This window comes from Lentzea sp. NPDC102401 (genome assembly GCF_044765805.1).
Lineage (GTDB): Bacteria > Actinomycetota > Actinomycetes > Mycobacteriales > Pseudonocardiaceae > Lentzea > Lentzea sokolovensis.
The window spans coordinates 258,375-283,256 of sequence record NZ_JBIWKS010000010.1; the positions used below are offsets into that span (position 1 = coordinate 258,375).

Consider the following 24,882-nt stretch of genomic DNA (forward strand, 5'->3'; position numbering starts at 1 on the left):
ATCAATAGGATTTCACCCAGCATCGCAGCGGTTATCGTGCTGACAAGGCCGAAACCGACTCGACGGACAGCGAGGTTCGCAGACAACCGACCACCGGAAGAAACGGGAGTTCAAGCCATGGATCATCTGTACAACGACGGTGTCGCTGAGATCTCCCTGCAAGACTTCCCCTGGCGCGGCTGCCTGACGGACGACGACGAGGGGCTGGAGCCGACCATCGTCCGCAGCATGGACTGACAAAACTCGGGGGTCCGCATGACCGGCCTGTCCACCGTCGTCAAGGGCACCGGCCCGGCTCTCCTGCTCGTGCACGGCGCGGGCGGCAGCATCCAGGCCAACTACGGACCGATCCTCGGAACCCTGACCCAGTACTTCACCGTCATCGCGCCGGACCTGCCCGGCTCGGGCGGCTCACCGAAGGCGTCGGGGGCTCTCGACCTGGAGAAGCTCGCCGACGACCTGGTGGACGTCGCGGTCAAGACCGGGCACGAGTCGTTCTTCGTCGCCGGCTACTCGATGGGCTGCGCGGTCGCCGCCACGGCGGCCGTCCGGCATCCGGACCGGGTGCGCGGGCTGGTCCTGAGCGCGCCGTTCACCAAGATCGACGCCGCGACCAAGGCGAAGATCGACGAGTGGAAGTCGCTGCTCGACGGGTCCCGCTCGGTGCTGTCGAGGTTCATCCTTTCGGTGATGTGCAGCAGGGAGTACCTGGCCCGGCTCACGCCCGCGCAGGCGGAGGGCTTCGCCGAGCTGATCGGCGCGAGCGTGCCGACGGGCTCCCCCGCGCACGTCGACCTGATCCTGAAGATCGACCTGACCGAGCTGCTGCCGCAGATCACGCAGCCGACGCTGGTGATCGGCGCGTCCGGTGACCAGCTGTTGTCGCGGGAGCTGGGCAAGGAGGTCTCGGACCTCATCCCCGGATCGAAGTACTCCGACATCGCCTGCGGGCACGCGATCGCGCTGGAGTCCGCGATGCCGTGGTCGCGGCTGATCACCGACTACCTGACGTCGGTGTAGTTCTGGCTCGTCCGGAGGCGGTGGGCCAAGGCCGTGTGGCGGCGGCCCGCCCCTACCGTGCGCACGGCCTGGCCGATGGCTCGTTTGCTGCCCACGAGCACCACGAGCTTCTTCGCACGCGTGACGGCGGTGTAGAGCAGGTTGCGTTGCAGCATCATCCACGCGCTGGTCGTGATCGGGATGACCACGCACGGGTACTCGCTGCCCTGTGAGCGGTGGATGGTCATGGCGTAGGCGTGACTGAGCTCGTCCAGTTCGGAGAACTCGTAGTCGACTTCCTCGTCCTCGTCGGTGCGGATGGTCAGCTTCTGCTCGACCGGGTCCAGGGCGATGACGACGCCGAGGGTGCCGTTGAAGACGCCGTTGCGGCCCTTGTCGTAGTTGTTGCGGATCTGGGTGACCTTGTCGCCGAGCTTGAACACCCTGCCGCCGAAGCGTTTCTCTGGCAGGCCGTCCTTCGACGGTGTCAGGGCCTCCTGGAGCACGGTGTTGAGCGCGCCGGCGCCGGCCGGGCCGCGGTGCATCGGGGCGAGGACCTGGATGTCCTTGCGCGGGTCGAGGCGGAACTTGCGCGGGATGCGGTTCGCGACGACGTCGACGGTCAGCGCGGCGGCTTCCTCGGCCTCGTCGGTGCTGAAGAGGAAGAAGTCCGGCATGCCCTGGACGATCGGGTAGTCGCCGCTGTTGATGCGGTGGGCGTTCGTGACGACGCCGGACTCCTGGGCCTGGCGGAAGATGTGAGTGAGCCGGACGTTCGGGATCGGGCTTCCCTGCGCCAGCACGTCTCTGAGCACCTCCCCCGCGCCGACGGACGGCAGCTGGTCGACGTCGCCCACGAGCAGCAGGTGCGCGCCGGGCGGGACGGCCTTCACGAGCTTGTTGGCCAGCAACAGGTCCAGCATCGAGGCCTCGTCCACGACCACGAGGTCGGCGTCGAGCGGGTGGTCGCGGTCGTACGCCGCGTCGCCGCCGGGCTTGAGTTCGAGCAGGCGGTGGACGGTGCGGGCCTCGTGGCCGGTCAGTTCGGTGAGGCGCTTCGCCGCACGTCCGGTGGGGGCGGCCAGGACGATCTTGGCCCCCTTCGCCTTGGCCAGCCGGACGATCGAGCGGACCGTGAAGCTCTTGCCGCAGCCGGGGCCGCCGGTCAGCACCGCGACCTTCTCGGTGAGCGCTAATTTCACCGCCGCCGACTGGTGTTCTTCGAGGTCGGTGCCCAGCCAGGCGAGGGCCTTGTCCCAGTTCACGGTGGCGAAGCTCGGCATGCGGTCGTGGTCCGCGTGCAGCAGGCGTTTGAGCTGCGCGGCCATCGAGATCTCGGCGCGGTGGAACGGGATCAGGTAGACGGCGATCTCGTCGTCCGGGAGTTCCTCGCGGACGACGCCTTCCTCCTCGACCAGTTCGGCGAGGCAGTCGATGACCAGGCCGGTGTCGACCTGGAGGATCTTGATGGCCTCGGCGATGAGGGCCTGTTCCGGCAGGTAGCAGTTGCCGTTCGTGGTGGCCTCGGAGAGCGTGAACTGCAGGCCGGCCTTGACGCGTTGTGGGCTGTCGTGCGGGATGCCGACGGCCTTCGCGATCACGTCGGCGGTCTTGAAGCCGATCCCCCAGACGTCGCTGGCCAGGCGATACGGCTCGTTCCTGACGACGTCGATGGCCTTGTCCGCGTACTGCTTGTAGACGCGGACGGCGAGGCTCGTGGAGACGCCGACCCCTTGGAGGAAGACCATGACCTCCTTGATGGCCTTCTGCTCCTCCCACGCGTCCGCGATGAGCTTGGTGCGCTTCGGGCCGAGCTTCGGGACCTCGATCAGGCGTTCCGGCGCGTTCTCGATGACGTCCAGCGCGTCGACGCCGAAGTGGGTGACGATCTTGTCCGCGAGCACCGGGCCGATGCCCTTGATCAGGCCGGAGCCGAGGTAGCGGCGGATGCCCTGGATCGTCGCGGGCAGGATCGTCGTGTAGTCGTCGACGTGGAACTGCTTGCCGTACTGCGGGTGCGAGCCCCAGGTGCCGCGCATGCGGATCGACTCGCCGGGCTGCGCGCCGAGCAGCGCGCCGACGACCGTGACCAGGTCACCTCGGCCGGTGTCGACCTTGGCGACGGTGTAGCCGTTGTCCTCGTTGGCGTACGTGATCCTCTCCAGGACCGCTTCGAGGACGTTCATGGTGCGAACCTACAGCGCGGGTCTGCACACGATCTTCACAACTTGTCCCGGCGTCCTCCACGACATACCCATAAAGTCGCCGGCATGACAGGTCAGCGCAGGGTGCTCGTCGTGGAGGACGACATCACGATCGCCGAGTCCGTGGCCGTGCGGCTGCGTGCGGAGGGCTTCGTGGTGGCGGTGGCTCATGACGGGCCCTCCGGGGTGGCTTTGGCCGCGTCTTTTGTGCCTGACCTGGTGGTTCTGGACGTGATGCTGCCGGGGTTCGACGGGCTCGAGGTGTGCCGGCGGATCCAGGCGTCGCGTTCGGTGCCGGTGCTGATGCTGACCGCTCGGGGCGACGAGACCGATCTGCTGGTCGGGCTCGCCGTGGGGGCCGACGACTACCTGACGAAGCCGTTCTCGATGCGCGAACTGGCCGCGCGGGTGCACGTGTTGCTGAGGCGCGTGTCCCGGGCGGTGTCGTCGCAGTCGCTGGAGCTCGGTGACCTGCTGATCGATCTGTCTTCGCGCCGGGTGTCCCGTTCCGGCGTCGAGGCTCATCTGACGCCCACCGAGTACGACCTGCTGGTGTTCCTGGCTGAGCGGCCCTCCGCCGTGCAGGCCCGGGAACGGCTGCTGGCGGAGGCGTGCGGGTGGCACGAGGGAGCTTCGTCGCGGACGGTCGACTCGCACGTGAAGGCGTTGCGGCGCAAGCTCGGCGCCGACCTGATCCGGACCGTGCACGGGGTGGGGTACGCGCTGGAGGTGCCTAGCCGGCGGGTGTCTTCGTGAAGCGGTTGCTGGATCTGCTGGACCTGCTGCCGCGTCCGCTGGACTCGGTGCGGTCGATCAAGCTCAAGCTCGGGATCGTGATTGTGGTGTCCGGCTGCGTGTCGTTCGCCTACTTCCGTTACGTGACCGGGTGGTTGCCGCCTCGGACCACTTTGATCGCTCTGGTGCTGGGGCTGCTGACCTCGCAGTTGCTCGCGCACGGCATGACCTCGCCGTTGCGGGAGATGACGTCCGCTGCCCGGTCGATGGCCTCGGGGGACTACTCGCGGTCGGTGCGTGCCACGTCTTCTGACGAGGTCGGGCAGCTGGCGGAGGCGTTCACGGTGATGGCGGCCGATCTCGCCGCGGCCGACCAGCAGCGGCGGGAGTTGATCGCGAACGTGTCGCATGAGCTGCGAACACCGATCTCCGCCTTGCAGGCCGTGCTGGAGAACGTGGTCGACGGGGTGGCGTCTGCCGATGCCGCGACCATGCGGACCGCGTTGGCCCAGACCGAACGGCTGGGGCGGCTGGTCACCGAGCTGCTGGACCTGTCGAAGATCGATGCCGGGGTGCTGTCGCTGAAGCGGGAGACGCTGTCGGTGTCGTCTCTGGCGGCCGATGTGGTGGCGGAGGCCGCGGTGGCGGCTCCCGCTGCCTCGTTCTCGATCGACGTTGCCGGGGATCTGACTGTTTTCGCTGATGGGGAGCGGTTGCACCAGGTGTTGGTGAACCTGGTGGACAACGCCGCCCGGCACGGACCCACCGGGGGGTTGGTGTCCGTGTCCGGGTACGCGTCCGTGGGTGCTGTGGTGCTGGAGGTCCGGGACGAAGGGCCGGGAATCGCGCCGGCCGAGCGGTCACGGATCTTCGAGAGGTTCACCCGAGGGGAGAGGGCGGGCGGTGGCGGGACCGGGCTCGGGCTCGCCATCGCCCGGTGGGTGGTGGACCTGCACGGCGGGACGATCGCCGTGGTGGATCCCGGGTCGTGCATCCGGGTGACTTTGCCTCGCTGACCTTGTAGCTGACTTTTCGCCTGACCTCGTTCGCACCGCTGGGCGGTGTGACGGTGAAGCACGCCCGTTTCCGGGCTTGGGAGAGAGACATGACTGACTCGACGCCATCGGCTGACTCGTCTGAGACGCCTAGGGAGAAGGCCGCTGGGCGGCCGAAGTACCGGAACTTCCGGAAGGTCGGGTATCGGCCCGTTTCCGGGGAGGGGGAGCCGGCGGGCGCTGGGGGCTCGCCGGAGCCTGCGGAGGAGATGGGACAGGAGACCGAGGAGAAGCCCGGGAAGGAGGCCGCTGAGAACGTCGCCGCGGAGAAGGCCGAGGCAGGCTCACGCAGGGGTACCCCCGAGCTGGGAACCCCTGCGACTCAACCTACTCAGGAGGTCCGACAAGATCAGCCGGGCGGCGAGAAGGCTGCCGGGGCCATTGGAGAGCCCAAGGCCGCGGAAGCACCGAAGCCCACGCAGCCCTCCCAGCCCGCGAAGTCCTCCCAGCCCGCGCAGGTCGTCACCGCCACCCTGCCCCCGCCGTCCCCGTGGCAGGGTCCGCCCCGCTACCCCGCCGCAACGGCCGCCATGGCTACCCCGGGGCTCCCGTTCCTGCCCTGGTGGCGGCCACCCACGACCGGCGCGCCCGGCAAAGCCCTGGTCGCGGGCCTGATCGCAGGCCTGGCCGGCGCGTTCCTCGCCGTGCCGAACAACGGCATCGGCTGGTTCCTCGCCGGGCTGGCAGGCATCGACGGGGTCCTGTTCTACGCGGGCAAGCCGACCGTCGAGCGGGCGCTGTGGCTGGCGGGCGCGCTGGCCTTCCTCGCGATGGGCTTCTTGAGGGCCGCGGAGTGGGTGTTCCCGCTGAGCCTGATGGCGTCGATGCTGTGCGGGTCGATCGCGATGGCCGGAGGCAAGACGGTCAAGGGCCTCGTGTTCGGCGCTTTGGGCGTGGGGCTGGGCGGGTTGCGGTCCATTCCGTGGGTTGCCAAGGGGTTCCGCAGGCGGGGGCCGATCGGGATCCGGCCGTTCGTCTCCGTTGGTGTGGCGTTGGTGTTGTTGCTGGTCTTCGGGTCGTTGCTGGCCGGGGCGGACAAGAGTTTCAACGACTTCCTCGAAGGCCTCGTGCCGGATCTCGAAGTCGGCGTCTACGTGCAGAAGACGTTCTACGGCGTTGTTGCGGCGCTTGGTGCTCTGGGGGCGTGCTACCTCGTGGCGGCGCCTCCGCAGATGAACGAGGACGTGGAGGGCAAGCCCGGGACGTTGCAGCTCAAGGACTACGGGTTGCCCGTCGGCGTGCTCGTGTTGCTGTTCACCGGGTTCGTGGGGACGCAGCTCGCGGTTCTGTTCGGTGGCGAGGCCTACGTGATGAAGACGGCGGGCGTGACGTTCGCCGAGTACGCGCGGACCGGTTTCTGGCAGCTGCTGTGGGTCGCCGTTCTCACGCTCGGCGTGATCGCCGGTGTCGCGCGGTTCGCCGTGAAGAAGACGAAGCAAGAACAGTTGTGGCTGCGGGTGTTGCTCGGTTCACTGGCTGTTCTGACGCTGGTCATCGTGGCGAGTGCCTTGAGTCGCATGTGGTTCTACCAGCAGGCGTATGGCTGGACGGTGTTGCGGCTGCTCGTCATTTCGTGCGAGGTGTGGCTGGCCGTGGTGTACCTGATGGTGATCGCGAGCGGGATCTCGTTGCGCGCCAACTGGTTGCCGAAGGCGGTCGTCGCGACCGGCGCGGCCTTCTTCCTCGCGGTGGTGGCGATGAACCCCGAACGGGTGGTCGCCGACTACAACGTGTCGCGGTTCGAGGCGACGCAGAAGATCGACACCTACTACCTGTCACAGCTGTCCGAGGACGCGGTGCCGGCGTTGGTCCGGTTGCCCGCGTATGAACGCTCGTGTGCCTTGCGGTGGATGAAGAATCGCACCGTCGAGCAGGACTGGCGGGAGTGGAACCTCGCGCGCCACAACGCAAGGAAGTCACTCGAAAGTGTTGCGGTGACTGAGGTCACCTGTGAGGGTGCGTACTCCGGAGAGAGGTAGTCCGTTACGTGGCTGTAAAGTTGGTCAGCTACCAGTTGCCGAGAGGGTGAGAAGTGACGCTGACGTGACGATCGCGGCTGAACCCGTTGTCCTTCGATCGATGTTCACCGCAGGCGATGCGCCCACACCGCGCACCCTCCTGGACATCCTGCGCGCGAGTGCCGAGAAGCACCCGAACGCGCTGGCCGTCGACGACGGCACCACCGCGCTGACGTACCGCGCACTGATCACCGAAGTTCAGGAACTGTCCGAAAAACTCAACGCCGAAGGCGTCGGGGTCGGCGACCGGGTCGGCATTCGCGTGCCGTCCGGGACCGTCGACCTCTACGTCTCGATCCTGGCGACCCTCGCGGCCGGCGCGGCCTACGTGCCCGTCGACTTCGAGGACCCGGACGAGCGCGCCGAACTCGTTTTCGGTGAGGCACAAGTGAGTGCCGTGCTCGGCGAGGGCCGATCCCTTGTGCCGCACGGCACCACGCTCGGCGTGCCCGGCGAACCCGGTCTGGACAACGACGCGTGGATCATCTTCACGTCCGGTTCGACCGGTAAGCCGAAGGGCGTCGCCGTCACGCACCGCAGCGCCGCCGCGTTCGTGGACGCCGAGGCGCACCTGTTCCTGCGGGACGAGCCGATCGGGCCGGAGGACCGCGTTCTCGCCGGGCTCTCGGTCGCGTTCGACGCCTCCTGCGAGGAGATGTGGCTCGCGTGGCGTTACGGCGCCTGTCTGGTGCCCGCGCCGCGTTCGCTGGTGCGCACCGGCATGGACCTGGGTCCGTGGCTGGTCGAGCAGGAGATCACCGTCGTGTCCACGGTTCCGACGCTGGCCGCGCTGTGGCCCGTCGAGGCGCTGGACGACGTGCGGCTGCTGATCTTCGGCGGCGAGGCCTGCCCGCCAGAACTGGCCGAGCGGCTCGCCGTGGACGGCCGCGAGGTCTGGAACACCTACGGGCCGACGGAAGCGACCGTCGTCGCCTGCGCCGCCCGGATGGACGGCACCGGTCCCGTGCGCATCGGCCTGCCGCTGGACGGCTGGGACCTCGTCGTCGTCGACGCCCAGGGCGAGGTCGTGCCGATGGGCGAGTCCGGCGAACTGGTGATCGGCGGCGTCGGCCTGGCGCGCTACCTGGACGAAGCCAAGGACGCGGAGAAGTACGCGCCGCTGCCGTCGATGGGCTGGGACCGCGCGTACCGCAGCGGCGACATGGTCCGCGCCGAGCCGGAGGGCCTCGTCTTCCTCGGCCGCGCGGACGAGCAGATCAAACTCGGCGGCCGCCGGATCGAGCTCGGCGAGGTGGACTCCGCGCTGGCCGCGTTGCCCGGTATCGCCGGTGCCGCCGCTGCCGTGCGCACGACTCGCGGCGGCAACCAGATCCTCGTCGGCTACGTGGTGGTCGACGGCGAGTTCGACCAGGAAGCCGCCGTCGAGCAGTTGCGCGGCGAACTGCCTGCCGCTCTCGTCCCGTTGATCGCCGTCGTCGAGACGCTGCCGACGCGCACGTCGGGCAAGGTCGACCGTGCCGCGCTGCCGTGGCCGCTGGCGTCGATGGACACCGCGGGCGTGGTGTTCTCCGGTCTCGAAGGCTGGCTCGCGGAGCAGTGGGCCGCCGTGCTCGGCTCCGGTCCCGCTTCCGAAGGCGCGAACTTCTTCTCGTCCGGCGGCAGCTCGCTGGGCGCCGCGCAGCTCGTCTCGATGATCCGCACGCGGTACCCGAGCACGTCGGTGCAGGACGTCTACCAGAATCCGACGCTGTACAAGCTGGCCCGCCGTCTGGAGTCGTACGGCTCCACCGCTGAGGTACACGAGGTCGCGCCGACGCCGCGCTGGACCGGCGTGGTGCAGACGCTGCTGATGATCCCGCTGCTCACGATCTCCGGCGCGCGCTGGGTCGTGGGGCTGACGGCGTTGTCGAACGTGCTGGGCTGGACCTCCGTGTCGTGGTGGTGGGTCGCCGCCGGTTTCGTGGTGTTCCTGAGCCCCGCCGGACGGCTGGCGATCTCCGCCGGCGGCGCGCGGCTGCTGCTGCGCGGTGTGAAGCCCGGCGAGTACCCGCGTGGTGGATCCGTCCACTTGCGACTGTGGACCGCCGAGATGCTGGCGCGGATGTCGCGCGCCACCGAACTTTCCGGTTCCTGGGTCACGCACTACGCGCGGGCGTTGGGCGCGAAGATCGGACCCGGCGTCGACCTGCACTCGTTGCCGCCGGTCACCGGCATGCTGAAGGTCGGGCGCGGCGCCGCCGTCGAACCCGAGGTCGACCTGTCCGGCTGGTGGCTGGACGGCGACAGGCTGCGCATCGGCCGCATCCGGATCGGCGCCGGCGCGACCGTGGGTGCGCGCAGCACGCTGTTCCCCGGCGCCCGGATCGGCAAGAAGGCCGAGGTGGCGCCCGGTTCGGGTGTCGTTCGGTCCGTGCCGACCGGTCAGCGCTGGTCAGGCGTGCCCGCCACCCGTGAGGGCAAGGCGTCGCGCTCGTTCCCGTCGCGCCGTCCCACGCGGTCGCGCTTCTGGAACCTGATGTACGGCGTCTCGTCCGGCCTGCTGGCCGTGCTGCCGCTGCTGGCGGCCGCTCCGGCCCTGCTCTACGTGCTGCGCAGGCCCGTTTCCCTGACCTCGGCGCTGTGGGACGTGCCGGTCGCGTCCGCGATCTGGTTCGGCTCGTACGCGCTGATCGTGCTGGTCGCCGTGCGGCTGCTGGGCATCGGCATGCGCGAGGGCTACTACGCCGTGCACAGCCGCGTGGCGTGGGCGGCGTGGACCACAGAGCGGTTGATGAACAACGCGCGCACGGCCCTGTTCCCGTTGTACGCGTCGCTGTTCACGCCGGTGTGGCTGCGGCTGCTCGGCATGAAGGTCGGCCGCAACGTCGAGGCGTCCACCGTGGTCGCGCTGCCGAAGATGACCCGAGTGGGCGACGGAGCGTTCCTGGCCGACGACACGATGGTCGCGACGTACGAGCTTGGCGGCGGCTGGCTGCGCATCGCCACGGCCCGCGTGGGCAAGCGGGCTTTCCTGGGCAATTCGGGCATGACCGCCCCCGGCCGCAACGTGCCGAAGGGCGGACTCGTCGGCGTGCTGTCGGCGGCGCCGAAGCGGGCCAAGGCCGGGTCGTCGTACCTGGGCATGCCGCCGATGAAGCTGCCGCGCTCCGCCGAGGTGTCGGACCAGTCGCGCACGTTCAACCCGCCCAAGCGCCTCATGTGGGCGCGGGCTCTGGTCGAGCTGTGCCGGTTCGTCCCGGTGATGCTGAACGTGGCTCTCGTCGTGCTCGTGCTGTTCGCGTTGAAGGAGTTCGGGCTTTGGTGGGCCGGCGTCGTGCTGCTGGGCGCCGGTGTGGCCGCGTGCCTGGTGGCCGTCATCGCCAAGTGGACGCTCGTGGGCCGCTTCAAGGTGCGTGAGTACCCGCTGTGGTCGGCGTTCGTGTGGCGCAACGAGCTCGCGGACACGTTCGTCGAGGTGCTCGCGGTGCCGTGGCTGATCGGGTTCTCCGGTGGCACGCCGCTGATGAACCTGTGGCTGCGCTCGCTGGGCGCGTCGGTCGGCCGTGGCGTGTGGTGCGAGTCGTACTGGCTGCCCGAGGCGGACCTGGTGTCGCTGGGCGCCGGCGCGTCGGTGAACCGCGGTTGCGTCGTGCAGACGCACCTGTTCCACGACCGGATCCTGCGCATGGACCGGGTTTCACTCGCGGAGGGCGCTACTTTGGGCCCGCACGGCATCGTGCTGCCCGGCGCGTCCGTCGGCGCTCACACGACGATCGGACCCGCCTCGCTCGTCATGCGCGGAGAGGATGTACCGTCGGGAACCCGTTGGCTGGGCAACCCGATCTCCGCGTGGACATGAGCTTCTCCGTACATCATTACGCATTAGAGCTTGACTACAAGCCGCATTCCGCGCGCCTGTCCGGGCGCGCGGTGCTGCAGGCTTCCTGCACTTCGCTGTCGTCGTTCTCGCTGTCCTTCGGTCCACTGCGGATCGCGAAGGTGCTGGTGAACGGCAAACCGGCGCGCTACGGGCATTCAGGCGGTGTGCTGAACATCCGTGCGGCCGTGCGCGGGGCCTTCTCGGTCGAGGTCCGGTACTCGGGCACGCCCGTGCCGGTCTCGACGCCGGAGTGGGGCGATCTCGGCTGGGACGAGCTCACGGACGGGTCGATCGTGGCGTCGCAGCCGATCGGTGCGCCGTCGTGGTTCCCGTGCCTGGACGATCCCTCCTCCAAGGCCTCGTACCACCTGGAAGTGGTCGCGCCCTCGCCGTACACGGTGGTGTGCAACGGGGTGCTGGTCGACGGCAAGGTATCCGGCAGCACGACCAAGTGGACGTACTCGATGGCCGCGCCGATGGCGACCTACCTGGCGACCGTCCAGATCGGACAGTACGTCGAGGCGCTGCCGGACGTGTGGGCGCCGGCGCGGTTGCGCAGGCTCGTCGCACACGACTTCGGCCGCCAGAACGCCATGATCGAGCTGTTCTCGTCGTTGTTCGGACCCTACCCGTTCGCACGTTACTCGGTCGTGGTGACCGATGACGCGCTGGACGTTCCCGTTGAGGCGCAAGGGCTTTCGACGTTCGGCGCCAACCACGTCGACGGGCGCCGGGGTTCGGAACGGCTGGTGGCGCACGAACTGGCGCACCAGTGGTTCGGCAACTCGGTCGGGATCGCCGCGTGGGAGCACATCTGGCTGAACGAGGGCTTCGCCTGCTATTCGGAGTGGTTGTGGTCCGAGGCTTCCGGCGGCCGTTCCGCCGACGCTTGTGCTGCCAGCGCACGGGATCTGCTGAGGCGCCTGCCGCAGAACCTCGTGATCGGACGGCCACCACGCGCCGACTGGTTCGACGACAGGGTCTACAAGCGCGGAGCCTTGACGCTGCACGCCCTGCGCCGCGAGATGGGCGACGACTCGTTCTTCGCGTTGCTGCGGGAGTGGTGTGCCCGCAACCGGCACGGCGTGGTGACGACCGAGGACTTCCTCGCACTGGCCGGACATCGGGACCTGCTCACCCGCTGGCTCTTCAAGCCGGAGCTTCCCCTGCGCTGAACCTCCACACCAGCGGCGGACGGCCTCCCTTGGGCAGCGCCGACGCGTGCTGGCTGGTGCGGGCGAGGCCCGGCACGCGGTCCATCGTGCGGCCCAGGTTGGCGGGATAGGGCCGGTCGCCGGTCAGGGACTCGGTCACGTCGAGCGCCTGCGCCGTGGTGAACTCGGGCCCGAGCAGGCCCGCCGTGAACGGCACGTCCCGCCAGAGCTTGTCCGCCAGCAGCGGCCGGCAGTCGGCGACGATCCGGTCGTGGTCGAACGCCAGCGCGGGCACGGCGTCGAACCGGCTCCAGACCGCCACGTCACCGGTCGGCCTGGTCACCGTGGCCCACAGCGCGATCGACAACGTCGGGCCGCGCGGGTCGCGGGAAGGCTCGTCGAACGTGGCGAGCTGACCGGTCGCCGTCACGGACTCCGCGGCGAGGCCCAGCTTGCCCGTGACGGCTCTCGTGGTCGCGTCGCGCAGCCGCTCACCCCTGCCCAGCAGCACGCCGGGCAGCGCCAACTGGCCCGCGAACGGCTCCTGCGCGCGCGACGCCACCCCCACGAGCACCGCACGTGCGTCCGGATCAAACCGGAGCACGATCACGTCCACCGACACCAACGTCGACTCGATCATGTCGTGGATTGTCCCGCACCACGTAGTCCGCCCTGGTCGGCCCCGCGCCGGTGACGAGCACATCGACATCTAGCAGGTCCTCCAGGAAGGCCACGGGATCGGGAAGGTCGTCCAGGCTCGAACCCGTGGCCACCTTCAAGCCACGAGCGTCCAGGTGCGTCACGGCCAAGCCGTCGATACCCCCACAGCAATCGACGGAGTAGCGCAACAGGTTCGCGTCCAGGTGGCCGGCCCGCCAGGCACCCTGGAACTCCCCGGTGCCGTTGTGCGCCTCCGGGAACCGGTCGAGGACGGCCTGGTCCTCGGTCGGCAGCGGGCCCGCGCCGTGCCGTGTCTGGTAGGTCCTGATCACGCCGATGACGCGGGCCGGGCGTCCCTGAAGCAGCTCACGCGCGTTGCGTGGCGTGGTGGTGGACCAGGTCGTGTGCGGGTGGAAGCCGTAGGTCTCGTCCAGCAGAACGCCTTGTGCACCCTCGAAAACGAGCCTTCCGGCGTCGGCGAGCCGCCCGGCCTCGTCCGCGCTCGTGATCCGGACGGCGTCCGCGAACGAGCGGTAGAGCATGACCAGCTCGTCCACGCCGACGCCGTCGCCGATCAGCGGCTCGTAGAACCTGGCGAGCGCGTCCAGCTTGCGCCTCAACGTGGTGGGATCGAGGCAGTCACCGACGGCCGGGGCCGGACCCGGCTCGCCGATGACCTCCTGCCCCTCGACGACCACTCCCCTGGTCGTCCCCTCCAGCAGCCCGTACCAGACGGTTTCGCCGATTCCCTTGCCGCACGAACCGTGGCGATCCTTGCCCCGTGCGTTCTCGCGGGCCCGGTTCGCGGCCACGTGGAACGGGGTGGTGAGCAGCGCCTGAGCGTCGATCGACATCAGCGAGAGCGGGTCGGCGACGCCCAGCGCCTCCAGTTCGCGTGACTCGGTCGCCAGCGCGATCGGTTCGACGAGCACGTGGCGGGAGAGCCAGGTCGGCACGCCCGCGAGCGTGCCGGACCCGAACTGGCTGAAGGTGTGGTGCCGTCCGTCGGCGATCACGTTGTGCGCGGCCTGCGCTCCCCCGTTGAACCGCACGACGGTGGACACCGACCCGTCGGCGCACAGCGCGTCGACGGTGGCCCCCTTGCCCTCGTCGCCGAACCCCAGCCCGACGACGATCACGTGGTCGTTCATCAGCTCAGCGCCACGTCATCGGGGCCGTCGATGCCCAGCGGCGCGGCGGTGATCGAGCGTGCCGCGCCGCCGACGGCGACCAGCGCCTTGCCGACCGCCCTGCTCTCGGCGACCGACCCGATCTCGGCGAGGTCCACCAGGGCCTGGTCGAGATCCACCACCCGTTCCTCCATGCCGATCGTCGCGGCGATCAGCTCGCACACCGCGCCGGGATCGTCCAGCTTGAGGAAGTTCTGCCCGAGGATCGTCCGCCAGTGCTCACCGATGGAGTCGTCGTTGAAGTACGACGACTGGTTGGGCAGGATGAAGTACACGTGCCACTTGCGGGCGAGCTCGCGGTACACCGACACGGGGTCGATGTCCTGCTTGACGTCGTCGCCGATGATCCGGCGGATGTGCCTGGCTTCCAGCCGCGGCTTGTTCAGCTCGTCGCCGATGATGAACAGATATCCCTTCCGGCCCCGCTTCTGCCACGCGTCCGTGACCACGTGCCGTGCGACGAAGTACGCGGCCAGCTCGTACGACTCGCTCTTCTGCCCGCCACCGTTGCCTTCGAGGAAGATGTCCCGCAGCTGCTCGTCCATGCGGTTGTCCGACTCGAACTGGCCGACCTGCAGCGGAACGCGATCGCTGTCGGCGTCCCCGATCCCGCCGAACATCAGCTGCGGGTCGGCGAGATATCCCTTGCGCTGCAACAGTCCGTGCAACTTGCCGAGCTTGCCCTGCATGATCCGCGGCACGGCGCCCATCGACCCCGTCACGTCGAACAGCACCGCGATCGGCGTCGAGTCGGCGTGGTCGGGCGAGTCGCGGCACTCGCGGTACTCGACGTTGAGCGGGTCGAGGCTCGGCGCCGCCTTCCAGCTCGACGCGGGGTTGCCCTTGATCGAGGCGGTGTAGCCGAAGTCGGCGATTCCCTTGGCCGCACGGAAGGTCTTGGCTGCCGCGTAGGCGTTGTCATCCCACTTGCCGTGTCCCATGGTCATTCTCCCTTTGGCAGAGCGAACGGGCGGAAAACCCTTGGTCCGTAAAGTTCTTCGAGCAGGTCGTCGTACTCGCCCAGCAGGTCGGCGGCGTCAGGCCTGCGTTCCGGACGTTCCTGCAGGCAGCCTCGCGCGAAGGCTTGTTGCCGATGTTCTTCGTGTTTCAGGAGATCGAGCATCATCGTGTGTGCCATGTGGACATCCGTCGCGGCCGTGACCAGTTCTCCTGCCGCAACTTCCGGCGGGTAGCCGATGGTCCTGCTGGTCGCGAGGAGCCGCTGGTTGTTCTCGACGGCGAACGACCAGCCGGCCAGCACGATCCCGTGTTGTCCCAGGTGCACCATGACGTTCTCGGCGGTCACAGCCCCGTGCACGAGCCCGATCTGATGCGCGCCGGCCAACGCCTTGAGCAGCCTGCGATGCATCCACGCGTAGTCGCGCCCGTCCAGGCCGTGCGGGTACGCACGCTTCACGTCCGCGAGCGTCACGAACCCGTCGATGAGCGGGTCCAGCACGGTGAAAGCCCTTGAGCCCTTGGCGACATCGCCGGACGTGTCGAGCAGCCGCGGATAGTAGGGCCGCAACCACTGGTTCCGGTCGGTGAATCGCTCCAGCTCTCGCAGGGCGTGCCATTCGCCGTGCAGCAGCGGGTTGAGGGCCGGGTTGCGCACCACCTTGACCACCTGCGGCCCGTCCGCCTCGTACAGGTTGGCGATGCTGCCGACCGCGAACGGCTCGCCGATGCGGTAGACGCCGGTCCTGGTCTTCAGTTCGACGCTCGTGCTGTGGGTCCACTCGTGGTGCAGGCGGGTCAGGTTCGCCGACGCCCGGTGCGCCCGCGTGTTGTCCGGTCCGACCACGTCGGGGTGCAGGACCGAAGCCAGCGCACGGTACCGGCGCTTTGCCTGTTTGCGCAGGTCAGGATCGGTGGTGCGGGGCCCGAACAGCGCCTCGGCTGTTCTGGCGCGCTCCACCAGCTCCAGCGCCTCCGGTGTCGTGAACATGGTTTGAGTCTTGCAGACTCAAACCGAGAACGCAACGGTTGTGACCGAGGTCCCGTGAGGCGACTCATGGTGTTCCCCTCCCCAGACGCCGGGTACCCGGCCCCGATACGGGAGGAGGAACAGTGCTTTTCGTCGTCATGGGCTGCTCGGTGGCCTTCGCGTTGCTCGTGGTGGAGGTGATCCACCGCCTGGTCCGCCGCTTCACCCACAGCGGCAAGATGTACCGGCCCGGACAGGCGTTCGGGGCGTTGCTGGCCGCGCAGATAAGCCTGAGCGTGTACCCGGTCAACGCGCCGGTCACGTTGCACGCGCTGGGAATCGCGTTGATCCTGGCCGGAGCTTGGTTGCTGGCCGCGTTGATCAGCACCCTTGTGGACGTTTCGCTGTCGCGGATTCGTACTGATGTCACGGACAACCGGCACGCGCGGCGGGTGCACACGCAGATCACGTTGGTGCGGCGGCTGGTTCTGGTGGTCATCGGGGTGCTGGCGGTCGGCGCGATCCTCATGACGTTTCCCGGGGCTCGGGCTGTCGGGTCCACCGTGCTGGCCTCAGCGGCTGTTATTGGTGCTGTGGCGGCGTTCTCCGCGCAGTCGTTGCTGGGCAACCTGATCTCGGGGCTGCAGATCGCGTTCAGTGACGCGGTGCGGCTCGATGACGTTGTGGTGGTGGAAGGTGAGTGGGGGCGGGTCGAGGACGTCACGCTGACGTACGTCGTGCTGCACCTGTGGGACGACCGGCGGCTGGTGCTTCCCACCTCGTACTTCCTCAAGACGCCCTTCGAGAACTGGACGCGCACGCAGTCGGCGTTGCTCGGGACCGTGGAGCTCGATCTGGACTGGACGGTGCCGGTCGAGGCGATGCGGCAGGAGATGCGGTCCATGTTGGAGGGCAGCGATCTGTGGGACGGGCGGGTGTCCGTTCTCCAGGTCACGCAGGCCACACAGGGGTTCGTGCGGTTGCGTGCGCTGGTCAGCGCCGCTGATGCCGGGAAGCTGTGGGACCTGCGCTGTCTGACGCGTGAGCACCTGGTGGACTGGGTGCAGCGGCAGCACGGCGGCGCGTTGCCGCAGGTCAGGACCAAGGCCGTGAGCGGGGTCAAGAAGTCTCAGCCCGCCGGTGACCAGCACACGGACGCTCGGGTGTTCGGTGAGAGTCTTGACGGGGCGTTGCGGGAGCAAGCGTTTGCGGGACCGAAGCAGTGACGGTGCGAAAACAGGATGCAACCGCCCGCGGAGCTCGTTCCGTCCTCACCACATGAGAAGACCGCTCGCCGTCGCGTTTTGCGCGCTGGCTCTCGCAAGCTGTGGTACGAACGGGTCTCCAGCCGTGCCCTTGGCGGAGGTGCCGACCGTGTCCTCAGCGAAACCGGACAGGATCCGGCTCGAGCAGGCGAAGCGTGACGGCCACCTCACAGTGCCACTGATGATCTCCGTGCAGCCGGGACGCGACGAGGAGGTCGAGCAGGCACTGACGAGGCTGGGCGCGACCGTCGAGTCGCGCGATCCCAGAATCGGCTACCTGCGCGCCGAGATGCCGGTCGACAAGGTGGAAGACGCGTATCTGATCATCGGCGTGTCCAGGGTGGATCTGGACGAGCCGCTCGGCAACAAGCTGCCTGAACCGTAGAAAGCCCCAGGATCTCGTGGACCCTGGGGCTTTCTGCGTTTTCTGAGAGCTGCTAGCTGACGGACTGGATGATCACGGCACCGCCGCCGACGACGACGTCTTCGTCGGTGCGGACCTCGAGCTCACCGCGCAGCACGCGGCCGGCAGCAGGCACGCCCTGCGGCGTGATGACGCCCGTGGCGTTCCACGTCGCACCCGCCGCACGCTGGGCGTTGGTGTCCGACACGGTCAGCGTGCCGAGACCGGCCGACGTGAAGACGTCGAAGTAGTCGAACTCCGTGGTGCCCGCGGGCACCGCGTAGCCGTCCACCACGACGAGCCAGTTGCCGGCCGCCGGGTTGGCGATCGTCACCGACTCCTCGGAGTCCGCGTCCGCCGACTGACCGGCGAGCACGCACGAGCCCGTCGTGCAGTTGTAGACGGACAGGTCGAGGTCAGCGCCCTGGTCGGCGGTGTTGCCGATCGTGGCGGTGAGCCTCGTCGCGCCGGCGCCGACCGCGACCTGGTACTGCTGAACCTCCAGGTTCGCGATCGTCGGACGGGCCTGCTTCGCGCTGCCCAGCGCGGGCTGCGCCGCGAGCCGGCCGGTGAACTCGGCCTGCGTGTTCGTGACGGTGTAGGAGCGCTCGATCGGCGTGCCCAGCGTCGCGGACGCGATGGTGTCCGGGTTCGGGCTGACCGACGTGCCGAGCACGGACGCGGTCACCGAGTACGGCGCCTCGTCGGCGTCGGAGGTGCGGCGCGCCTCGATCACGATCTCCCACACACCGGCCATCGGGTTGGCCACCGTGCGGCTGGTGGGGGTGCCACCGGCACAACCGGCGCCCGCGTCCGGGTTGTAGCAGTTGGTCGACGTGTTGGAGTCGAAGCCGATGCCCTGCGGGGTGTAGCGCAGGAAGCGGACCTGGCCCTTGCCGGCCTCGGCGCCGCCGCCGGCCAGGTCGACCTTCAGCGCGCTCGTGCCCTTGGGCACGTTCACGAAGAGGCTGGTCGACTGGTTGCGCGCGATCGTGCCGGACTTGGTGACCGAGAACTTGTTGGCGGCGTTGAAGTTCTCCGCCGCGAACACGGTGTTCAGGGTCTGCGCGTCAACACCGGGGGTCTCCGGGTTGTCGAGCTGCAGGACGGCGCTGTGCACGCCCGCGGTCTTGGCCTTGACCTTGACGGCGAACTGGACTGCCTTGTTCAGCGGCAGTTCCACCTTCTTCGGCGCCGTGAACGTGCCGTCGTTGCCCTTCCAGGAAACGTTGTACGTCTCGTCGTCGTGGCCCGTGGTGCGGGTCAGCGTGTAGGTGCGGGTGTACTCCTGGCCCGCGGTCACGCCTTCACGGTCGTGGATGCCGATGCCGACGTTCGGGGTGGCGAGCAGTCCACTGAGGACGGTGTTGACCTGGACGGCCGTGGTGACCTTGTCCGGCACGGAGTGCTTGTCCAGCAACGTCCACGCGGCGTTGGTGTTGAAGAGGCCCGCGCCCTGCTCGTAGGCACCGAGGGTGCTCACGTAGTTCGCGCTGCGCTGGATCGCGTAACGCAGCTCGGCGCTGGTCGGCTTCGTGCCGTTGTGCGTGGCTTTGAACGCGCTCACGAGCAGCGCGGCGGCACCGGTCGCCTGCGGGGCGGCCATCGAGGTGCCGTTGAACATCGCGTAGCCGGCCGGGAGGGCGTAGGTGCCCGCCACCGGGCCACCCGGCTGCCAGCGCGGCGTGGTGGAGATCGCCGAACCGGGCGCGACGATGTTCGGCTTGAAGCCGCCGTCCTCGGCCGGGCCACGCGACGAGAAGCCGTGCAGGTTCTGCTTCTGCGCGGTCTTCGAGCCGTAGTTGGAGAGCCAGGTCTCCTTGGTGATGTACGAGCCGACGCTCACCGCGTCCGTGGCGACCGACGGGTCACCGACGGTGTTGGCGCCCGCGCCCGAGTTACCAGCCGAGATGAACAGCTGGACGTTGTACTCGTTGATCGTGCGGTTGTAGAGCTCCGCACGGGCGTTGTTGCCGTCGTTGAGCGCCGGGAGGCCACCGATGGAGATGTTCACGACGTCGGCGCCGTTGCGCGCGGCGTAGAGGACACCGTCAATGAGACCGGAGCTGGTGCAGGACGGCGTGGTGAGGCAGGCCTTGATGGCCATCAGCTTCGCACCGGGGGCGGCACCGGCCATCTTGCCGTCGAACAGCTTGTTGGCCGAGGTGATGCCGGCGACGTGCGTGCCGTGCGCGGCGCCCGCGATGCCGAGGTTGACGTACGGCGTGCCCGCGTTGTCGTAGATCGACCGGTCGGTCTGCACGACGAACGCGACGCGCTCGGCGACGGGGGTCGCGGGGTTGTCGGTTCCGAAGAAACCGCTGTCCTGCTTGACCTTGTAGTCGATCATGCGCTTGTTGTTGGTGAAGTTGCCGTCACCGTCGGTGTCGACGAAGACTTCCTTCGTCGTGATGTCCTGGAGGACACCGAACGCGTCCGTGCGGTCACCGTCGCGGTTGATGTCGCCGCCGGTCTCGCTGTTGGCGAGGTTCAGGTCGCCCGCGGTCTCGCGGAAGAGGCCGAACGAGTAGGGGCCACCGGTGGCCGGCGCCGTGTACTCCTTGCCGCCCTCGACGAACTTGCCGACGCGGCCGGTCTTGGTCATGGTGACCCAGGTGCCGTCGCCGGAGTTCGTGGCGTTCGCGTTGTACCAGTCGATGACCTTGCGCTCACCGGTGCTGGTCGTCTGCAGCGCGGGCGTGTCCAGGTCGATGCCGGAGTCGATCACGGCGATCGTGGTGCCGCGGCCGTCCCACTGCGGGTGCGCGGTGGCGAACTGCGCCGCCTGCGTGTCCTGCGTCGGCATGTACGGGTTGGTGCGCGGGGTCTTCGAGTCCGGCGCCTTCTGCGGTGCCGGCTGCTCCATGCCCTCGGGACGCGGGTTGTCGAGGGCGACGAGCCCGTCGACGTCCACGGTGCTGACCGAGGCCAGCTTGGCGGCCTTCGCCGCGTTCTCACGCGGGATGGTCACCTTGACGTAGTCGACGTCCTTCTCGGTCTTCTGGACCGTGGCGCCGAGCGCCTTGAGGTCGTTGACCGCGGCGTCGGTCTTGCCGTCCTCCGCGGCGACCAGGAGGTCGACGGTCGGCTTGCCCTCACGGGCGGCCTCGTCGACGAGCGCACGGTCCTGCTTGTCCAGCTGCTTGTCAGCGGCCGGCTGCTGCGACGCGTTCTGCGCGATGGCGGGGGTGGCGGCGAAGCCGATCCCGGTAGTGCCCAGCACCGCGGTCAGCAAGACCGTTCCGGTGCGGCGTCTCCAGTTCTTCACGGCGCATGTGCCCTTCGTGGGGTAAAGAGTGCTCCGAAGCACATCTCTTCGTCTCACGAGTGGCAATCGTCGGACCGGAGTAATTCCCAGATCCACATTGGACTGTTCAGCGGCTTGAACGGGCACACTTTTAGTGCTGCGTGTTTCTTTTCTGCCGTGGAACGAGCAACCACTCTCCAGTCAAGAGCTGATGGAGGGGAATGTCAAGGCTGTGTCAACGGTGAACGGTGTTGGCGTGTAACAGGATCTCGTCATCGGGCGATGGACTGATCGCTATTTCCGCCCAATAGCGAACGCAATCGGGACCGCAGGCGCGCCACCATCCCCTGCCCGGTCACGAGCACTTTCGGCTGCGCTCCGCACTCCGGGCACCTGCCCCGATGCCTTTCGAGCGCCTGCCGCAGTTCCGTCACGTGCTTCGCGGTCCGTTCGGGCACCGAGTCCTTTTTGATCGAGAGCAGGCTCAGCTCGGTCAGCACGTGCGTGCCGCGGCGGAGTTGTGCCGCGGGCGTGATGGTGTGGAAGAAGATCAGGTTCCGGCTGCGCTTCGGTTCGAACCCCTGAACGTCGCACCACTCGACGGTGGTCTCGCGATCGAGGCCGTTCGACGTGATGCCCTGGGCGGTGAGCTTCGTGCCCAGTTTGAAGGTCCGCCACGCCACCGTGCCGCCCATGAGGAACCACAGGCCGCCGAAGACGTAGCCGTACCAGGGGCCGTTCAGTGCCGCGAGCGGACCGATCGCGGCCACGGCTGCGCCGAGGCCGAACAGGAACCATCTCCACCTGGTGTGCATGTCTCCATCCTGTTTACCCGATTGCGGGGCCCGACATTGTTCGGTGCGAAACCAGGACGGTCGGATGCCGGTGCGGGCGGAATACCGCGGTCTGCCCGCCGTGCCTGCCGACCAGGTGGTCACGGGGGTTGATCCCCGCACGAACCACCTGACTTTCAGACGCCTGCGGCCCTGGATTTGTTGAGCAAGCCCGTGTGCGTTGTCACGGGACAGCGCGGGCACCAGATCATTCGGCAGGACTGAGGGCCGGTCAGGCGCTATTTTGCGCCCATGGACCTGAAGCCGGTCGCCGACGAGCTCTACGGCCTGCCTCCGAAGGACTTCACCGCGGCCCGCAACGCCGCGGCCAAGCAGGCCGACGACAAGGACCTCGCCAAGGCCATCCAGGAGCTGCGCAGGCCGACCGTGGGCGCCTGGGCGGTCAACAAGCTCGTCAGGGACGCGCCTGAGGGCCTGGAGGAGGCCCTGGGCCTCTCCACGGCCCAGCTGACCATGCGGGAGCTCGGCCGCAAGCGCAAAGAGCTCATGGAAGCTCTCGTCTACCGCACGCTGGAGCTGACGGGACCGCTCGCGGACGACGCCGTCACGCAGGTCCGCAACACCCTGACGGCCGCGATGGCCGACCCAGAGTCCGCCGAGCAGGTCCGCAACGGGCAGCTGACGAAGGGGCTGGAGTACTCCGGGTTCGGGTTCGCGCTGCCCACGCCCGAGCCGGCGCAGGACGGTGAGGACGCGCTGGCCCGCAAACGGCGCGAGCGGCAGGAGCGCAAGCGGGCCGAGGCGCGGCAGGCGCTGGACGAGGCCGAGCAGGCACTCGGGGAGGCTCAGGCCGACCAGCTGGCGGCGCAGCGGGCGTTCGACCGGGCGGCGGAACGGCTGGAGGACGCCAAGCGGGTCACCTCTGCCGCCGAGAAGGCCCGCAAAGCTGCGGAACGCAAGCTCAACGACCTTTCGTGAGCAATTGATCACCAGCTGCGTCTGACCGGTTCAGAACCTGAAGGCGAGCTGAAGGAATTGAGCCTGGTCACAGTGAAAGCCGACCGGAACACAGCGGTCCGGTTGTACGTTCAACAAAGTGGTTGGCCGCTGGCGCTCGAGCTGCGCGCCAGGGCGATCCGACACCCCCAGGTCGGAAAAGCCCTTCCGCAGGCGATGCGTGCTCGCGCCGCGGTCAACCCGCCGTCGACCGGCACTCCGGTAAACCCCCCTCACCGGTAGTGGCGGTCGACGGCACCCTCACAGGTTGTACTGGTCGTGGCTCTCGTAGAACGCGACGAGCTCCTCTGGCGAGAGCCCTTTGGCGTTGCGGACCTCCAGGAAGAAGTTCTCGCGGGCGATTCCCGGCGAGAACAGGATCAGCATCCGGACCGGGGCGTCGCTGTCGTTGCGGAACGCGTGCGGGCGATGAGCAGGCACGTAGAGGAAGTCGCCCTCGCCCGCTGTCGTCCACTCCTCGCCGTCGAGCAGCGTGATCTCGCCCTCGAGCACGTAGAACGACTCGGAGAACGTCTTGTGGAAGTGCGGGCGCGCGCCCGGCTGACGGGCCTCCATCCGCCATTCGAACAGGCCGAACTCACCGTTCGTGACCGACCCTGGCGCGACAAAACGCGTGGTCGGAGTGGTGAAACCCACCTCGGAGGCCGGTCGGAAGCTCACTGGGCCGTCATCCCCTCAAAAAGTGAAACTAACTCAGGTCTCGTGCGTGACCAGCGGTAGATCTAGACTCGCCCGATGGCACATGACGCGGATGTCATCGTCGTCGGCGCGGGCCTCGCAGGTCTCGTCGCGACCGCAGAGCTCGCGGACGCGGGCCGCAAGGTCATTCTCCTCGACCAGGAGCCGGAAGCGTCGCTCGGCGGCCAGGCCTGGTGGTCGTTCGGTGGGCTGTTCCTGGTGGACACCCCCGAGCAGCGCAGGCTCCGGGTCAAGGACTCGCACGACCTGGCGCTGCAGGACTGGATGGGCTCGGCGGCGTTCGACCGGGAGAGCGACCACTGGCCACGGCTGTGGGCACAGGCCTATGTGGACTTCGCCTCCGGCGAGAAGCGCTCGTGGCTGCACAACATGGGGGTGCGCTGGTTCCCGTTCGTGCAGTGGGCGGAGCGCGGCGGCTACCTGGCGGACGGGCACGGCAACTCGGTGCCGCGCTTCCACGTCACGTGGGGCACCGGGCCGGGCATCGTCGAACCGTTCGAACGCCGGGTGCGGGAGGCTGTCGCGAAAGGACTCGTGACGCTGAAGTTCCGCCACAAGGTCACGAGCGTCAACGTCACCAACGGCGTGTGCGACGGCGTGTCCGGTGACGTGCTGGAGCCGTCGTCGGTGGCCAGGGCCGAACCCAGCTCCCGGACGGTCGTCGGCGACTTCTCGCTCTCCGCGCAGGCCGTGATCGTCACGTCCGGTGGCATCGGCGGCAACCACGACCTGGTCCGCAAGAACTGGCCGGAGCGGATGGGCAAGCCGCCGAAGTTCATGCTCGCCGGTGTGCCGGACTTCGTGGACGGCTCGATGATGGAGATCACGCAGAAGGCCGGCGGCGCGATCATCAACGAGGACCGCATGTGGCACTACCCCGAGGGCATCGCGAACTACGCGCCGGTGTGGTCGCGGCACGGCATCCGCATCCTGCCCGGCCCGTCGCCGCTGTGGCTCGACGCCGACGGCAAGCGGTTGCCGATCCCGCTGTTCCCCGGTTTCGACGCGCTGGGGTCGTTGCAGCACATCACCTCGAACGGGCACGAGCACTCGTGGTTCGTGCTGAACAAGCGGATCATCGGCAAGGAGTTCGCGCTGTCGGGCTCCGAGCAGAACCCGGACCTGACGGGCAAGGACACCAAGGCCGTCCTCAAGCGCGCGCTGCCGGGTGCCGTTGCGCCGGTCGAGGCGTTCGCGCAGAAGTCCAAGGAGTTCATCCAGGCCGGCACGGTCGCGGACCTGGCCCGCGGCATGAACGCGCTGACCGGCGACTCGCGGATCGACGCGGCCGCGCTGGAGAAGACGATCGTCGAACGCGACCGCCAGGTCACCGCCGGTCTGAGCAAGGACATGCAGATCAACGCGATCCGCCAGACCCGCAACTTCCTGACGGACAAGCTGATCCGCGTCGTCGAGCCGCACCGGCTGCTCGACCCCAAGGCCGGTCCGCTGATCGCCGTGCGGCTGTCGGTGCTCACCCGCAAGACGCTGGGCGGCCTGCACACCGACCTGTCGTCGCGGGTTCTCGACACGTCCGGCGAGGTGCTGCCGGGCCTGTACGCCGCCGGTGAGGCCGCCGGGTTCGGTGGCGGTGGCGTGCACGGATACCGCGCGCTGGAGGGCACGTTCCTCGGCGGCTGCCTGTTCTCGGGACGGGTCGCCGGGCGTTCGGCGGCGGAGGCCGTCAAGTAGTTC

The 24,882-nt window shown here is 68.5% G+C and carries 18 protein-coding genes; 10 read left to right on the plus strand and 8 right to left on the minus strand.

The window, feature by feature from the left end:
• Window positions 1-255: 255 nt before the first annotated feature.
• On the plus strand, window positions 256-1,020 hold the full coding sequence (locus ACIRG5_RS31700; RefSeq protein ID WP_402911449.1) for an alpha/beta fold hydrolase: 765 nt from the start codon (window positions 256-258) through the stop codon (window positions 1,018-1,020).
• Here the strand turns inward: ACIRG5_RS31700 and ACIRG5_RS31705 are convergent.
• Window positions 1,002-3,185: an ATP-dependent RecD-like DNA helicase gene (locus ACIRG5_RS31705; protein ID WP_402911451.1), complete on the minus strand. Its 2,184-nt coding sequence runs from the start codon at window positions 3,183-3,185 to the stop codon at window positions 1,002-1,004. The genes ACIRG5_RS31700 and ACIRG5_RS31705 overlap by 19 nt on opposite strands.
• Window positions 3,186-3,269: 84 nt before the next feature.
• On the opposite strand from ACIRG5_RS31705, the gene ACIRG5_RS31710 reads away from it, so the two are divergent.
• From ACIRG5_RS31710 to ACIRG5_RS31730, 5 genes are all read left to right on the plus strand, one after another.
• Window positions 3,270-3,959, plus strand: coding sequence for a response regulator transcription factor (locus ACIRG5_RS31710; RefSeq protein ID WP_402911453.1), 690 nt, complete (start codon window positions 3,270-3,272; stop codon window positions 3,957-3,959).
• On the plus strand, window positions 3,956-4,954 hold the full coding sequence (locus ACIRG5_RS31715) for an ATP-binding protein (RefSeq protein WP_402911455.1): 999 nt from the start codon (window positions 3,956-3,958) through the stop codon (window positions 4,952-4,954). The genes ACIRG5_RS31710 and ACIRG5_RS31715 overlap by 4 nt, the downstream gene beginning before the upstream one ends.
• 248 nt (window positions 4,955-5,202) lie before the next feature.
• On the plus strand, window positions 5,203-6,972 hold the full coding sequence (locus tag ACIRG5_RS31720) for a DUF4153 domain-containing protein (protein WP_402911457.1): 1,770 nt from the start codon (window positions 5,203-5,205) through the stop codon (window positions 6,970-6,972).
• A gap of 100 nt (window positions 6,973-7,072) precedes the next feature.
• Complete coding sequence (locus ACIRG5_RS31725; protein WP_402911459.1) at window positions 7,073-10,810, plus strand: Pls/PosA family non-ribosomal peptide synthetase; 3,738 nt, start codon at window positions 7,073-7,075, stop codon at window positions 10,808-10,810.
• Complete coding sequence (locus ACIRG5_RS31730; RefSeq protein ID WP_402911462.1) at window positions 10,807-12,006, plus strand: M1 family metallopeptidase; 1,200 nt, start codon at window positions 10,807-10,809, stop codon at window positions 12,004-12,006. The genes ACIRG5_RS31725 and ACIRG5_RS31730 overlap by 4 nt, the downstream gene beginning before the upstream one ends.
• On the opposite strand, the gene ACIRG5_RS31735 is transcribed toward ACIRG5_RS31730, so the two are convergent.
• From ACIRG5_RS31735 to ACIRG5_RS31750, 4 genes are read right to left on the minus strand one after another with little or no spacing between them, the layout of a single operon-like run.
• A complete protein-coding gene (locus ACIRG5_RS31735) occupies window positions 11,981-12,625 on the minus strand; it encodes an NUDIX hydrolase (RefSeq protein ID WP_402911465.1) in 645 nt (214 codons plus the stop codon). The genes ACIRG5_RS31730 and ACIRG5_RS31735 overlap by 26 nt on opposite strands.
• A complete protein-coding gene (locus tag ACIRG5_RS31740; RefSeq protein WP_402911468.1) occupies window positions 12,576-13,796 on the minus strand; it encodes an adenylosuccinate synthetase in 1,221 nt (406 codons plus the stop codon). The genes ACIRG5_RS31735 and ACIRG5_RS31740 overlap by 50 nt, the downstream gene beginning before the upstream one ends.
• Window positions 13,796-14,776: a hypothetical protein gene (locus ACIRG5_RS31745; RefSeq protein WP_402911471.1), complete on the minus strand. Its 981-nt coding sequence runs from the start codon at window positions 14,774-14,776 to the stop codon at window positions 13,796-13,798. The genes ACIRG5_RS31740 and ACIRG5_RS31745 overlap by 1 nt, the downstream gene beginning before the upstream one ends.
• Before the next feature lie 2 nt (window positions 14,777-14,778).
• Window positions 14,779-15,783: an adenylate cyclase gene (locus ACIRG5_RS31750; RefSeq protein WP_402911474.1), complete on the minus strand. Its 1,005-nt coding sequence runs from the start codon at window positions 15,781-15,783 to the stop codon at window positions 14,779-14,781.
• Window positions 15,784-15,905: 122 nt separating this feature from the next.
• Here ACIRG5_RS31750 and ACIRG5_RS31755 point away from each other — a divergent pair, with 122 nt between their 5' ends.
• Complete coding sequence (locus tag ACIRG5_RS31755) at window positions 15,906-16,988, plus strand: mechanosensitive ion channel family protein (protein WP_402911476.1); 1,083 nt, start codon at window positions 15,906-15,908, stop codon at window positions 16,986-16,988.
• A gap of 148 nt (window positions 16,989-17,136) precedes the next feature.
• Window positions 17,137-17,412 (plus strand): hypothetical protein, encoded by a 276-nt coding sequence (locus tag ACIRG5_RS31760; RefSeq protein ID WP_402911479.1) that lies wholly within the window; start codon window positions 17,137-17,139, stop codon window positions 17,410-17,412.
• A gap of 52 nt (window positions 17,413-17,464) precedes the next feature.
• Here ACIRG5_RS31760 and ACIRG5_RS31765 read toward each other — a convergent pair whose 3' ends face one another.
• Complete coding sequence (locus ACIRG5_RS31765) at window positions 17,465-20,698, minus strand: S8 family serine peptidase (RefSeq protein WP_402911481.1); 3,234 nt, start codon at window positions 20,696-20,698, stop codon at window positions 17,465-17,467.
• 251 nt (window positions 20,699-20,949) lie between these two features.
• A complete protein-coding gene (locus tag ACIRG5_RS31770; protein WP_402911483.1) occupies window positions 20,950-21,492 on the minus strand; it encodes a hypothetical protein in 543 nt (180 codons plus the stop codon).
• A 270-nt stretch (window positions 21,493-21,762) separates the two neighbouring features.
• Here ACIRG5_RS31770 and ACIRG5_RS31775 point away from each other — a divergent pair, with 270 nt between their 5' ends.
• On the plus strand, window positions 21,763-22,449 hold the full coding sequence (locus ACIRG5_RS31775; RefSeq protein WP_402911486.1) for a hypothetical protein: 687 nt from the start codon (window positions 21,763-21,765) through the stop codon (window positions 22,447-22,449).
• 279 nt (window positions 22,450-22,728) lie between these two features.
• Here the strand turns inward: ACIRG5_RS31775 and ACIRG5_RS31780 are convergent, their stop codons facing one another.
• Window positions 22,729-23,148 carry a cupin domain-containing protein gene (locus ACIRG5_RS31780; protein ID WP_402911488.1) on the minus strand — a complete coding sequence of 140 codons (420 nt, stop codon included), beginning with the start codon at window positions 23,146-23,148 and terminating at the stop codon, window positions 22,729-22,731.
• A 75-nt stretch (window positions 23,149-23,223) separates the two neighbouring features.
• Between ACIRG5_RS31780 and ACIRG5_RS31785 the strand changes: the two genes are divergently transcribed.
• Window positions 23,224-24,879 carry an FAD-binding dehydrogenase gene (locus ACIRG5_RS31785; RefSeq protein WP_402911490.1) on the plus strand — a complete coding sequence of 552 codons (1,656 nt, stop codon included), beginning with the start codon at window positions 23,224-23,226 and terminating at the stop codon, window positions 24,877-24,879.
• The last annotated feature ends 3 nt before the right edge of the window (window positions 24,880-24,882 follow it).